This window comes from Enhydrobacter sp. (assembly GCF_030246845.1).
Classification (GTDB): Bacteria; Pseudomonadota; Alphaproteobacteria; order Reyranellales; family Reyranellaceae; genus Reyranella.
On sequence record NZ_CP126889.1, the window covers coordinates 1247505 to 1260452 of the forward strand.

13 protein-coding genes are annotated in these 12948 nt (G+C 67.4%); 4 read left to right on the plus strand and 9 right to left on the minus strand.

What is annotated here, in order from left to right; genetic code table 11:
• Nucleotides 1-5: 5 nt before the first annotated feature.
• Together OJF58_RS06400 and OJF58_RS06405 are read left to right on the plus strand one after the other, a co-directional pair.
• Nucleotides 6-1250 (plus strand): LLM class flavin-dependent oxidoreductase, encoded by a 1245-nt coding sequence (locus tag OJF58_RS06400; protein WP_300782782.1) that lies wholly within the window; start codon nucleotides 6-8, stop codon nucleotides 1248-1250.
• A 3-nt stretch (nucleotides 1251-1253) separates the two neighbouring features.
• Nucleotides 1254-2141, plus strand: coding sequence for an LLM class F420-dependent oxidoreductase (locus tag OJF58_RS06405; RefSeq protein ID WP_300782784.1), 888 nt, complete (start codon nucleotides 1254-1256; stop codon nucleotides 2139-2141).
• Between the two features lie 27 nt (nucleotides 2142-2168).
• On the opposite strand, the gene OJF58_RS06410 is transcribed toward OJF58_RS06405, so the two are convergent.
• The 3 genes from OJF58_RS06410 to OJF58_RS06420 are packed head-to-tail and all read right to left on the minus strand — an operon-like array spanning nucleotide 2169 to nucleotide 5369.
• Nucleotides 2169-3161 carry a TIGR03619 family F420-dependent LLM class oxidoreductase gene (locus OJF58_RS06410; protein ID WP_300782787.1) on the minus strand — a complete coding sequence of 331 codons (993 nt, stop codon included), beginning with the start codon at nucleotides 3159-3161 and terminating at the stop codon, nucleotides 2169-2171.
• 2 nt (nucleotides 3162-3163) lie between these two features.
• Nucleotides 3164-4123 (minus strand): LLM class flavin-dependent oxidoreductase, encoded by a 960-nt coding sequence (locus tag OJF58_RS06415; protein ID WP_300782790.1) that lies wholly within the window; start codon nucleotides 4121-4123, stop codon nucleotides 3164-3166.
• Nucleotides 4116-5369 (minus strand): pyridoxal-phosphate dependent enzyme, encoded by a 1254-nt coding sequence (locus OJF58_RS06420; protein ID WP_300782792.1) that lies wholly within the window; start codon nucleotides 5367-5369, stop codon nucleotides 4116-4118. The genes OJF58_RS06415 and OJF58_RS06420 overlap by 8 nt, the downstream gene beginning before the upstream one ends.
• A 79-nt stretch (nucleotides 5370-5448) precedes the next feature.
• Here OJF58_RS06420 and OJF58_RS06425 point away from each other — a divergent pair, with 79 nt between their 5' ends.
• Both OJF58_RS06425 and OJF58_RS06430 read left to right on the plus strand, forming a co-directional pair.
• The gene (locus tag OJF58_RS06425) at nucleotides 5449-6384 is read left to right on the plus strand and encodes a histone deacetylase family protein (protein WP_300782794.1); all 936 of its coding nucleotides are present in this window, start codon (nucleotides 5449-5451) and stop codon (nucleotides 6382-6384) included.
• Complete coding sequence (locus tag OJF58_RS06430; RefSeq protein ID WP_300782797.1) at nucleotides 6377-7111, plus strand: hypothetical protein; 735 nt, start codon at nucleotides 6377-6379, stop codon at nucleotides 7109-7111. The genes OJF58_RS06425 and OJF58_RS06430 overlap by 8 nt, the downstream gene beginning before the upstream one ends.
• A 13-nt stretch (nucleotides 7112-7124) precedes the next feature.
• Here OJF58_RS06430 and OJF58_RS06435 read toward each other — a convergent pair whose 3' ends face one another.
• The 6 genes from OJF58_RS06435 to OJF58_RS06460 all read right to left on the minus strand — a co-directional run bounded on the left by OJF58_RS06435 (nucleotide 7125) and on the right by OJF58_RS06460 (nucleotide 12917).
• Entirely contained in the window at nucleotides 7125-7844 is a 720-nt protein-coding gene (locus OJF58_RS06435; RefSeq protein ID WP_300782799.1) for an ABC transporter ATP-binding protein, read from the minus strand.
• Entirely contained in the window at nucleotides 7841-8575 is a 735-nt protein-coding gene (locus OJF58_RS06440) for an ABC transporter ATP-binding protein (RefSeq protein ID WP_300782802.1), read from the minus strand. The genes OJF58_RS06435 and OJF58_RS06440 overlap by 4 nt, the downstream gene beginning before the upstream one ends.
• Nucleotides 8565-9566, minus strand: a complete 1002-nt coding sequence (locus OJF58_RS06445; protein ID WP_300782803.1) for a branched-chain amino acid ABC transporter permease — start codon at nucleotides 9564-9566, stop codon at nucleotides 8565-8567. Before OJF58_RS06445 ends, OJF58_RS06440 begins: the two co-directional genes overlap by 11 nt.
• On the minus strand, nucleotides 9563-10429 hold the full coding sequence (locus OJF58_RS06450; protein ID WP_300782805.1) for a branched-chain amino acid ABC transporter permease: 867 nt from the start codon (nucleotides 10427-10429) through the stop codon (nucleotides 9563-9565). Before OJF58_RS06450 ends, OJF58_RS06445 begins: the two co-directional genes overlap by 4 nt.
• A 25-nt stretch (nucleotides 10430-10454) precedes the next feature.
• Entirely contained in the window at nucleotides 10455-11714 is a 1260-nt protein-coding gene (locus tag OJF58_RS06455) for an ABC transporter substrate-binding protein (RefSeq protein ID WP_300782806.1), read from the minus strand.
• A gap of 66 nt (nucleotides 11715-11780) precedes the next feature.
• Nucleotides 11781-12917, minus strand: a complete 1137-nt coding sequence (locus OJF58_RS06460; RefSeq protein WP_300782809.1) for a mandelate racemase/muconate lactonizing enzyme family protein — start codon at nucleotides 12915-12917, stop codon at nucleotides 11781-11783.
• Between the last annotated feature and the right edge of the window lie 31 nt (nucleotides 12918-12948).

A 12948-nucleotide genomic window follows, 5' to 3' on the forward strand; every position in this document is an offset into this window, starting at 1 on the left:
TCGCCATGCACCTGATGTATTTCACCGAACAGCCGATGTCGGCTTATCCCGAGCAGGCCGGTCGCGATTTCGGCGCTACCGCGCTCATGTTCTCCAACAAGCATTTCGATCCGGTGGCGGGCTCCAGGCTCTACAACAACTACATCGAGCAATACATGCTGGCCGAGGAGGTCGGTGTCGACGGCATCATGCTGAACGAGCACCACAACGCACCGTTCTGCATGCAGGCCAAGGCCAACATCTTCGCCGCCATCCTGGCCGGCATGACCAAGAAGGTGAAGATCGTGATGCTGGGCAATCCGCTGCCGCTGGCGGAGAATCCGGTGCGGCTCGCCGAAGAGCTCGCCATGATCGACATGATCTCCAGGGGCCGCCTGGTCTCGGGCTTCGTGCGCGGCGGCGGACAGGAGCAGCTCGCGACCGGCGTCAATCCCGCCTTCAACCGCGAGCGCTTCGAGGAGGCGCACGAGCTGATTGTCAAGGCCTGGACGCAGACGGGTCCATTCCGCTTCGAGGGCACGCACTACCAGCACCGCGTCGTCAATCCCTGGGCGGTGCCGCTGCAGAAGCCCTATCCGCGCGTCTGGATCCCCGGCGTCATCAGCAAGGAGACGATTATCTGGGCGGCGCAGCAGCGCTATCCCTACATTGCGCTCAATACGTCGATCGAGCAGACCAAGAAGATCTGGGAACTCTACGACAGCGTTGCGCTGCAGACGGGCTACGTCGGCGGACCCGAGAATCGCGGCTATCTGATCCAGGTCCATGTCTCGGACAACGAAGAGAAGGCGATCGAGAATGCCAGGCAGTTCCGCTGGATGCAGGGCGAGTTCACCGGCCTTGCACACCCCGTGTGGAGCACGCCGTCGGGCTACGGCTCGCCCAGCAACCGGCGCGCCTTCGTCGAGTTCGCAGCCGGCCGCGCCAAGAACCCGCGCGGCGAGACCAGCTTCGAGCAGCAGATGGCCGATCTGCGCATCATCGCCGGCACACCCACGACCGTCGTCGCCAAGCTGCGTCGCATCCTCGAGGAAACGCGGCCCGGTATCCTGGCGCTGTGGGGCAACGATGGCCGGGTGAGCCAGGAAGACTCCCTTACCTGCATCCGGTTGATGGGCACGGAAGTCTTCCCGGCGCTGCGCGAGATCGCCAGGAGCCTCGACCTCAAGAGCCCGTTCGAGACGAACGCACCGGTACATCTGCGATATTCGACGGACCTCAAGCCCGCCAAGGCGGCGGCCGCGGAATAAGGCGTGAAGTTCACCCTGCATTTCGGGAACAACACCTTTCCCGATCTGGCCGGTGCGGCGCGACTGGCGCGTCTGGCGGAGGCGGCCGGCTTCGACTCGGTGATCGCGGTCGATCACGTTGTCTATCCCGACGCCTACAGCTCGACCTATCCCTACGCGGCCTCCGGCCGGCTGCCGGGGGATCGGACCGTGTCGCTACCCGATCCGCTGATCTGGATGGCGGCGGCCATGGCCGTCACGACGAAGCTGCGCTTCATGACCGGCGTGATTATCCTGCCGCTGCGCCATCCGATGGTGCTGGCCAAGCAGGTGGCGACGCTCGATCACATGAGCGGCGGCCGCATCGAGCTCGGCATCGGCGTCGGCTGGCTCAAGGAGGAGTTCGAGGCGCTGGGCGTGCCGTTCGAGAAGCGCGGCCAGCGCTCGGACGAATACATCGCCGCCATGCGCGCGCTGTGGGCCAGGGACGGCGCGAGTTTCTCGGGCGAGTTCGTGAACTTCCACGAGGTGAGCTCGAACCCCAAACCGGTGCGCGGCAGCGTGCCGATCGTGATCGGCGGTCATTCCGAAGCGGCCGCCAAGCGCGCCGGCCGACTGGGCGACGGGTTCTTTCCGTCGATCGGGTCGCAGGTCGACACCTTCCCGCTGTTCGATCTGGTGCGCCGCACGGCCGAAGGCGCTGGCCGCGATCCGAAGGCGATCGAGATGATGGCAGGCTGTCCCGATGCGCTGCCCAAATCGGGCAAGGATCCCAAGGCCGCGGTCGAGGAGCGCCGCCGCCGCGGCATCGACCGCATCATCCAGCCCGTGCACGCCTTCCTGCCCGATCTCGAAAGCAATCTCGGCCGCTTCGGCGAGACGGTGATCCAGCAATTCGGTGACGTCGCCTGATCGACAATCCGTGTCATACACCGGAGCTTACATCACCGTGTTCGCGAACCATTCGACCTGATCTTCGAACTCGGTCATCGAATCGGCCGGGATCATGAGGGCGCAGGCGTGGTCGACGCCGATCTTGCGCAAGCCCTCGACCTTCTCGCGAATGAGGTCGGGCGAACCCACGAGGTTCGCCGTCACCTGCTGGGAAAGATCGCGGCCGGTGTAGGCAAGCGATTTGCGGTGAGCTACCAGGCCAGAGGCCATGTAGCGCCTCTCCGCCTCCTCTGCCGTCTTGGCGATCGTCACCGAGAATTGCGGGGCGATCTCGATCTCGGCCGGATCTCGCCCCAGCTCCGTTGCCCGCACCTTCAGCGCCTCGATACGCCCGGCGAGCTCGGGCCACGGCCGCCAGCCCGGGAGCCAGCCCGTGCCGACGCGAGCCGCTCGCTCCACCGCTTCCATGTTGTGGCCGCCGATCCAGAGCGCGAAGGGCTCGCGGCTGGGCTTGGGATACATCTCCATGTCGCGCACGGCGTAGTACTTGCCCTCGTGCATCACGCGCCGCTCGCTGAACAGCCGCCGCATCAGCGCGATGCCCTCGTCCATCATCTCGCCGCGCCGCACCCTGGGCGCCAGCCGGGGCGCCCAGGCGGCGAACTCCTCGCGATAGGCGCCGATGCCCAGCGCGAGGATCAGCCGGCCGTTCGAAAGCTGGTCGAGCGTCGCGGCGGTCTTGGCGAGCCAGAACGGATCGCGCATCGGCAGCACGGCAAGCGCGGTGCCGACCTCGAGTGTCGTCGTGGCGGCAGCGCAGAACGACAGCACCGTCAGCAGCTCGTAGAAGTTGGGCGGCGTCTTCGGAAACAACTCCCGCACATAGTGCTGGGTCTGGATGTGGTCGTTGCCCCAGACCGAGTGGTAGCCGAGCGTCTCGCAGACCTTCGCCAGGCGCACGAAATCGCCGGGCGCCACGAAGGGGACCGGATACATCACTCCTTCGAAGCCGGTGGGCAGGCAGATGCTGAATTTCATGCCTATCCCTGCGCTGCGGCCAGGGCAGCCGAGATCGACGCGGCGTCGTCCAGGCCGCCGATGATCACCTCGTCGAGCCCGATAGCGCGATATTGCGCGAGCCTCTCCTTCACCTGCGCAGGCGTGCCACAGGCAGCGTGGCGGCGCACGACGTCGTCGCTCACCAGGCGGTCCACCTCGGTCCAATCTTCCGCGGCATAGGCGGTCGCCAATGCCGCTTGGTCGAGACTCGCGCCTCCCAGACGAATGTTCTCGGCATGATGGGCGCCGCGCAGCACGAAGCCGATCGGCCGACGGATTGGATCGATCCCCTCCTTCTCCGTCGCCCCCAGGCGGGTATAGACGATGCCGAACTTGCGAAACGGCCTGCTCTCCGCCCCGACCGCGGCCTGATCGAGGCAGGCCTTCACGAAGGGCGGCGAGGTCGCCGCCGAGATCAGCACGCCGTCGGTCTCGCGTCCCGCGAGTTGCAGCATGTTCGGCCGCGATGCCGCGACAACGATCGGGATCTCGCACGGCGCGTTGACGAGCCGCCGGCCGCTTACCTTGAAGGCCTTGCCCTCGAAATTGGCCATCTCGCCCGCGAACAACGAACGGCAGACCTTGATCGCCTCCGAGACGGTCATCAACGGCCGCAGCGCATCGACGCCGGCCGCCTTGAGGTCGGCGGGCGCGCCTGAGCCGAGGCAGAGCGTCACGCGGCCCGGATAGGCCTCCGCGAGACTCGCCGCCGCCATGGCGATGTAGACCGGGTGCACCGAGTAGGGGCTCATCGCCATCAACGCGATCCTGATGCGCCTGGTGGCGCCGAGCGCCAGCGCGGCCGTCGTCACCGGATCGCGCAGGAAGAGATGGCAGGCGATCCAGAGAGTCGAGGCGCCGCCCTCTTCCGCGACCCGTGCCTGCTCGGGAATTGCGGTAATCGGCGCGCGGCCGTCCATCGCGATGCCGAAGTCAGCCATGGGCGAATCCATAGCTGTTCTCGAGTGCCGCCAGCAGCTCCGGAAGACCGCCGGTCACGAGTGGCGGCTCGGGCAAGGCAGTTTCGATGGGTCCGGGATCCTTCAGGCCGGCCGCTGTCAGCAGCGCCACGCAGCGTTCTTGAGGCTTGATGGTGCCTATGGCCCGCAAGCGCTCGATGGCCGCAAAGGGCGCGGCAGAGGATGCCTCGGGCCAGATGCCTTCCCTGGCGGCGAGCGTCACGACCCAGCGCCGCATCTCGTCATCGCCGACGGTGACCGCGGCACCCCTGGAGCGGCGCAGCACGTCGAGCGCCTGCACCGTCGCCTGCGCCGCGCCGATCGAGGTGGCGATGGAAGGCGCGTTGCGCGCGACCTCGGGCGGCATCGGATCGCCGCTCGCCAGCGCCGCCGGCAGCGAACCCGAAACCTCGGCCGCGACGAAGCGCGGCGTGCGATCGATCCAGCCCAGCGCCTTCAGCTCCTCGAAGCCCTTCCACATGCCATAGAGCGCGTCGCCGTAGCAGACCGGCAGCACGCACCAGTCGGGCGGCTGCCAGTCGAATGCCTCGGCGATCTCGAAGGCGATGGTCTTGTAGCCTTCCATTCCGTAAGGATTGCTGCCGACCACGGGGCCGAAGAAGGGCGAGGTCGGATACCAGCCGAGCTCGCGCACGCCGAGCGACTGCAGCCGCCAGCGGTCGGCCTTGTCCGCCACCGTCACCACCATGGCGCCGTAGGCCCGCATCTGCAGCAACAGCGGGCCGGCCGAGCCTACGAAAGTGAACACGACGCAGGGGATGCCGGCCTTCGCGGCATAGGCGGCGGCCGCCGCCCCGGCATTGCCCGACGAGCTCGAGGCGATGACCTTCGCGCCGAAACGCCTGGCCATGGTGAGGGCACCCGCCGCCAGCCGGTCCTTGAACGACCAGGTGGGATTGCGCGATTCGTCCTTGATCCAGACATCTCCCAGCCCCAGGCCGGGGGCGGCCAGGAGTGGCGTATTGCCTTCACCCAAGGTCACAGCCTCACTGGCCGTCGCATGCAGAAAGCCGTCCCAGCGCCACATCGAGCGGGCGGAACCGGAGGGAGCGTCCCGCTTCAACCCTTCGCCGGGCCGGCTGTCGTAGGCGACGGTGAGATTGGTCGGCGCCCCCTTGGCCCGGCAGGCCGGGCAATCCTCGGCATAGTGGTCGACAGGGCGGCGGGCGCCGCAACGAATGCAGACAAGCGCACTGGGGACTGGCATTTGCCGGCCAAGTTGGCGGGCCGGGACGACAGCGTCAACCGGGATGCCACGCGCCTCGAGGCTCTCTAAAGTGAAGCCGATGTCGACCTTGCTGATCAGCCATCCATCGTTCCTCGAGCACGATCCGGGCGAGTACCACCCCGAGCGCCCCGACCGGCTGCGGGCCGTCATGGCCGCTTTCGAGGACGAGTCGTTTGCGCTGCTGGAGCGTGCCATGGCGCCGCCAGCGACGCTCGAGCAGCTTCTGCGTGTGCATCCGCAGACCTACGTGGAGACGATACTCGGCGTCCGGCCGGCGGCCGACGAGATCGTCATGATCGATGGCGACACCGCCATGAGCGCCGGCAGCGCCGAGGCGGCCATGCATGCCGCCGGCGCGGTCGTGGCCGGGGTCGATGCCGTGCTGGGCGACAGCAATATCGATACCGCATTCGCCGCGGTGCGACCGCCCGGCCACCATGCCACACCCGAGATCCCGGGCGGCTTCTGCCTGTTCAACAATGTCGCGATCGGCGCGCGCCACGCCCAGGCCCAGTACGGCGTCGAGCGGGTAGCCATCCTCGACTTCGACGTCCATCACGGCCAGGGCACGCAGGCGGTGGTCGAGGCCGACGCCTCCCTCTTCTATGGCTCCTCGCATCAATATCCGCTCTATCCCGGCACCGGCAGCGCGCGCGAGCGCGGGGTCGACGGCAACGTCGTGAACGTGCCGCTGGCGCCCAACAGCGGCGGCCGCGAATTCCGGGCCGGCTGGAGCGACCGCATCCTGCCGCAGCTCGACCGCTTCGCGCCCGAACTCCTGATCGTCTCGGCCGGATTCGACGGCCACCGGCGCGACCCGCTGGCGCATCTGCGCCTGGAGACCGAGGACTTCCGCTGGATCACCGAAGAGCTTCTCGCCATCGCCGATCGGCATGCCCGGGGCCGCGTCGTGTCGGCGCTCGAGGGCGGTTACGATCTCGAGGCGTTGGCCGCATCGGCGGCTGCGCATGTGCGGGCATTGATGCGTGTTTGACCGCGTCGAGGCCGACGGTGCGAGCGATGAAGCAGGCGGGAAGAGCCTGAAACGATCGGCCGCACTGGTGTTGCTGCTCGCGATCATGTTGGCCTCGTCCAGCGCGAGGGCGGCCGGCGGGCCGCACGTGGTGGACGATTCCGAGCCCGAAACGCCGGGCGTCTGCCATTTCGAAACCTGGGTCTCGCCGTCCCTTTCGGGGGGCGGCTATGTCAACGAAAGCCCCGCCTGCACGATGACCAAGATTCCGTGGCTGCAACTGGGTGCGGCCTACCAGCATTTCTGGGGACCGACATTCAACGGCCCGATCTTCGGCCCGGCAGCCAAGATCAATTTCCGGCACGAAGACAGCGGCCTCGGTGTCGGCCTCGGCCTCAACAGCGGCGTGAATCTGCAGACAGGCGAGCTCGCGACGGCATCGACCCTCATGCTCGTGACCGTGCCCATCGACGACAGGGTCAGGTTCAATTTCAACGCGGGCTGGAGCTATGTGAACAGCGATACTCCGAACTCGTTCTTCTACGGCGGTCAGTTCGAGGCCGAGGTCGGCGGCGACATCCTTCTCATGATCGAGGCCTTCGGCCGAGCGGCTAACTCGCCCGGGACCCAGATGGGGCTGCGCTACACGCCGCACGGCGGCCCGTTCGATTTCGATCTCCTGGTCGCCAACTATTTCGGCGCCGTCAATACACAGGTCGTCACCTTCGGCGTGACCATACGCTACTGACGGCCGTTCGACGCTACTCGACGCCGAGGTAGATGCGCTGGACGTCCGGATTGTCCGCCATCGCCCTGGCCGGTCCCGCGAGCACGGTGCGGCCGACCTGCAGCACATAGGCATGGTCGGCCGCCTCGAGCGCGACATCGACCGACTGCTCGGCGAGCAGAATGGTCTGTCCGTCCCGATGGAGGGCGGCAAAGCTGTCGTACATCGAATCCACGATCGCCGGGGCGAGGCCCAGGCTCGGCTCGTCGAGCATCAGGAGCTTCGGCTCGCTCATCAGGGCGCGGCCCACCGCCAGCATCTGCCGCTCTCCGCCGGACATGGTGCCCGCGCGCTGCGCACGCCGCTCGGCGAGACGCGGAAAGGCCGTGTAGACGCGCTCGAGCAGGCGGGGGATGCGCTTGCGGTCGGCCAGCGGCGTGGCGCCCAGCAGCAGGTTGTTCTCGACGCTTTGCAGAGCGAAGAGGCGCCAGCCTTCCGGCGACAGCGCCAATCCTTTGCGCACGATCGCGTAGGCCGGCTGGCCCGCGATATCCTCGCCGTCGAAGGCGATGCTGCCCGAGGATATGCGGGCAATGCCGGCAATGGCATTGAGCGTCGTGGTCTTGCCGGCGCCGTTGGAGCCCAGCAGCGCAACGACCGCACCGCGCGGCACCTCGAGCGACACATCCGCCACGCCGATCAGATCGCCGTAGCGCACCTCGAGACGATCGATCTTCAGCAGCGGCGGCTTCATGGGCCCTCGGCGTGCTTGACCTTGCGCCGGCCGAGATAGGCCTCGATGACGTGCGGGTCGCTCGTCACCTCGCGTGGCGTGCCGCGGGCGATCTCGCGCCCCTGATGGAACACCACGACCCGGCGCGTCAGCGAGGTGATCACCTCCATGATGTGCTCCACGATCACGATCGTGATGCCGCCGGCATGGATGCGGCGCACCAGCTCGATCGCCTCGCGCACCTCGGTCGGGGTGAGGCCGGCCATGGCCTCGTCCAGCAGCAGGGCCTTCGGCTCCGAGGCGAGCGCGCGCGCGATCTCCAGCCGCTTGCGGCCGGGCGTGCCGAGGCTGCGCGCCGGCGCGTCGGCGAGCGGGCCGAGGCCGACGCGATCCAGCACCGCGCGCGCCTTGGCGCGTGCATCCGCCGCGTTGGGATGGCGCAGCAGCGCGCCGATCATGACGTTGTCGAGCACCGTCATCGACTCGAAGGTGAGCGGGACCTGGAAGCTGCGCGCAAGGCCGAGGCGGGCGCGCGACTCGGGCGGTTCACGGGTAACGTCGACGCCCGTGAAATGCACGCTGCCGGATGTCGGTGCCAGATCGCCCGTGAGGCAGTTGAAGAAGGTCGACTTGCCCGCCCCGTTGGGCCCGATCAGCCCGAGGATCTCGCCCTCCTCGACCGTGACCGACGCATTGTCGACCGCCTTGAAGGCGCCGAACAGGCGGGTGATGCCGCGCGCTTCAATCAGCATGGCCGCTCGCGGCGCTCGGCGTGGCGGTCGTCTTCCTTGTTGGCGCACGCGGCCGCCGTTCCAGCAGCGACAGCAGGCCGCTCGGCAGGAAGCGGGCGATGATCACGATGATGGCGCCATAGACGACGAACGTGATGCCGGCGCCCTGGCCGCCCAGCAGGCTGTTCGACAGCTCCTCCAGCGGCACCAGGATCAAGGCCCCGATCAGCGGCCCGAAAAGCTGACCCGCCCCGCCGAGCGCCGCCATGACCACCATCTTGACCGACAGCAGGATGCCGAAGCCCGACTCGGGATCGATGAAGCCGAACATGCAGAGATAGAGCGAGCCCGCCAGCGACGTGAAGGCGGCGCTCAGCATGTAGGCGTAGAGCTTGTAGCGGCCCGCCGAAACGCCGAGCGAGCGCGCCGCACGCTCGCTGTCCTTGATGGCGCGCAGGTAGAAGCCCATGCGCCCCCGCTCGATCCACCAAGTGAGCCCCAGCAATCCCGCCAGGACGGCGAGAAAGATGTAGTAGTAGGGCAAGGCCGAGAGGAAGGAGAGGTCGAACACCGAGCGCGGCATGGCGGGGCCGCCGAGGCCCTGCGCGCCGCCCAGCCAGTTGCTGGTCGAGCTCAGCACCCGTACGAGCTCGCCGACGGCGATCGTCGCCATGCTGAAATAGTGGCCCGAGAGCCGCAGTGTCGGCACGCCGATCACGGCCGCCACGCCGACGCTCAGCAGCATGCCGATCGGCGCTCCAAGGATGGGCGGCAAGGCAAGATGAACGAAGGCGACCACCGCCGAATAGGCACCGATGCCGAAGAACACCGCATGGCCCACCGAGACCTGTCCGGCGTAGCCGCCGACGATGTTCCAGGCCGAGGCGCTGATGGCGGCAAGCAGCACCAGCGCCCCCAGTCGCTGCCAGACCGGCGAGCCGCCCGTCACGATCGGATAGGCGAGCACGACGACAATGGCCGCGAGCTGAAGAAGGCGGCGGGAGGTCATCATGTCTTGCCCATCAGGCCCTGCGGCCGGAACCACAGCACCAGCACGAATACGGCGTAGACGATCACGTCCTTGTAGACCGGACCGATCAGGAAAGCCGAGAGCGACTCCACCACGCCGATCATCAGCCCGGCCACGAGCGCGCCCAGCACGCTGCCGAAGCCGCCGAGCGCCACCGTCACGAAGGCGACGATCGCCAGCGTCTCACCGACGGTCGGCGAGGTGTAGAAGAAGGTGGCGATCAGCGCGCCCGCGATGCCGGTCGCGGCGCCCGCCAGCGCCCAGGCAAGAGCCTGCATGCGTTGCGGCCGGATGCCCATGAGCTGGGCGGCCGTGGCATCCTCCGACACGGCCAGCATGCGACTGCCGACTGCCGTCCGGGTCAGCAGCAGGTGCAACAGCACAGTGACCGCGAATCCGACAACGCCTGCCAGCACGCGCGAGCCGTCGAAGCGGATGCCGCCCAGGACGAACGAATGGCCGACGAGATCGTCCGGCAAGGTCCTGAAGTTGGCGCCGAAGACCCACAAGGCGCCGTAGCGCAGGAACAGGGCCAGGCCGAACGTGCCCAGGATTTGCGCCAGCATCGGGCCACGTGCGATGTGGCGAACCAGCAGGAAATAGGCCAGCACGCCGAGCGTAGCGATCAGGATCGCGGCGATCGGCACCGAGGCCCAGGGGCCGCCGCCCATGGCCGTCCAGACCACCACCGCCGTGTACATGCCCAGCATGACGAACTCGCCATGGGCAAAGTTCACGACGTTCATCATGCCCCAGATGAGGCTGAGGCCCGAGGAGAAGAGCGCGTAGACGGCACCCAGCAGCAGGCCGCTCACCACGACCTGCAGCAGAAGCATTGTCGTCATGCAGGCTGCCCCTGCCGATGGTCCGCTACCAGCCTTTGTAGGGCAGGATCAGCTCGTGCGTCGCCCGCGATTTCGGCCACACAGACACGTACTGGCTGTTGCGCAACTGGGTGACGAGGGTGGACGCCAGGATGTTCTGGCCCTTGTCGTTGAACTTCACGCCGTCGTAGCCGGCAACGAGCTGCTCGGGCTTGATATCGGTGGCCCGGAGCGCCGCCTGGATCTTGGCCGGCGCGGTCGAGCCGGCGCGGTTGATGGCGTCGGCCAGCACGAAGAAGCCCTGCAGGGCGCGCGAGGACACGTCGTCCAGCCCGTCCCCGTTGGTCTTCTTCTTGTACAGCGCATCGCAGATCGCCGGCACGCTGCCGGGCTTGCCCGGGGCGAAGACCGATCGGCTGATCAGCCCTTCCGTCACCGATCCCATGGCCTTCACGAAGGCCGGATCGTTGAAGCCGCCGTCGTCGGCGATCAGGATCGCGGGCTTCCAGTTCTGCTCCTTCATCGTCTTGGCATAGAGGATGGCGTCCGACGTATAGGACACGAAGATCGCGACGTCGGGATTCTTCTCCTTGAGCTGCAGCACCTGCGGCTGCACGTCCGTCGAGTTCGCCGAATAGGCCACTTTCATGCTGACGTTGAGCTTGTCCTTGTCGAAAACGTCGGCGATCACGCTGGCGACCGAGTTGCCGTATTCGGTGTTCTCGTGCACGAGCGCGATGGAATCGACCTTGCGCCCGGCCGCCTGCTGCTCCTTGAGGAAGCTCGAATAGGCCTTGGCGAAGTCGCCGGCGACGGGAGTCACGCGGAAGAACCACTTGAAGCCACGCTCGGTGAGGTTCGCCGCCACCGATTCGGGATTCACGAACGGGATGCCGTAGCGTTCGGCGATGGCGCTGGCGGTGAGCGTGATGCCCGACTGGTAGGCACCGATGACCGCGACGACCTTCTCCTGGCTGATCAGACGCAGGGTCTGGTTCTGGCCGGCGGCCGGCGTGCCCTGGTTGTCGGCGAAGACGACCTCGATCTTGGCGCCCTTCAGGCCGGGCAGGCCGCCGCCCTTCGCCAGCGGCAGGAGCTTGGCCAGCTCGGCATTGCCGTTGTTCACGATGTCGGCGCCAAGCTCGATCGCCATCTTCTCGTAGTTGCCGGCGCTCGCGGAATTGCCGCTCAAGGGATAGACCGCGCCGATCTTGACGGTCTGCTCGTCGGCGGCCGCGCGGCCAGCCAAGCCAAGAGAGGCCACGGCGGCCCCGGCCATCGCTGCACGACGTGTCGTCTTCACCATGGATCCTGCCCCCTGATACCGGCGTTTGCTTCTTATGCGTGGCGAAGATGGCACGGCTGGCTTGGATCAGCAAACCCGGTAGCGCTCTACGGTCGCAGGGTCGATCTCGACCCCGAGCCCCGGTCCCGGCGGCAGCAGAACATGTCCCTCTTTCAACTCGAGCGGCGTCTCGAGAAGCTGGGTGCGCAACGCGTTGTCGCTCATGTCGTATTCGAGCATCTGCGGATGCGGTGGGTGGTCGACATGCGGCGACGCCGGCTGGGCGGCGATGAAGTGGCAGGCCGCCGCAAGCCCTACCGCGCCGCCCCAGACGTGTGGTGCCAATCGCAGGTTCGCCGCCAGCGCAAGTGTGGCGATGCGTTTCGCCTCGGTGATCCCGCCCACGCCGGGAATGGACGGCTGCACGATATCGAGGCAGCGGCCGTCGATCAGCGCCCGGAAGTCGCGAATAGTGTGATGGGCCTCGCCGGCCGCGATCGGAATGGGCGAGCGGGCACGCAGCTCGGCGTAACCCTCGAAATCGCCCGGCGGCAGCGGCTCCTCGATCCAGTGGATGTCGAATGGCGCGATCGCGCGCGCGCATTCGAGCGCTACGTCGACCGTGTAGGCGCCGTTGATATCGACCATCAGGAGCCTGTCGGGCCCCAGCGCCTCCCGCGCCGCCCGCACGCGGCCGACATCGCTCTTGAGGCCGCGGCCGATCTTGATCTTGGCACCGGCATAGGGGTGCGCGGCGGCCTCGGCCAGCATGTGGGAGAGCTGCCGTTCGGGGTCGTCGGAGAAGAAGCCGGTCGAGGCGTAGGCCGGGATACGCGTCGTGCGGCAGCCGCCGATCAGGTCGCACACCCGCACGCCGAAACCGCGCGCGATGGCGTCGAACAGGGCCACGTTGATGCCGGCAAGGCAGGCGGTGAGCTGATTGCCGACGCCGAGATGATACATCGCGTTGCGGATGCGTGCCTCGATGTGCTCGAAGTCGAACACGCTCCTGCCGACGAAGAACGGCTCGATCATGCGGAAATACTCGCGCGTGACGAAGGGATTGCCGAAGGCCTCGCCGACCCCTTTCACGCCGGCATCGGTCTCGACCTCCACGAGGCCGCCCTGGCGGCGAAAGCCGCCGCCGCGCGACATGCCGTACGCCTTCCCCGGGGCGAAGGCATATTCCAGACCGATGAACGAAAGACGCCGGATGGTCGGCATGGCGGCTCCTGTGAAACCCGCGCTATGGTGG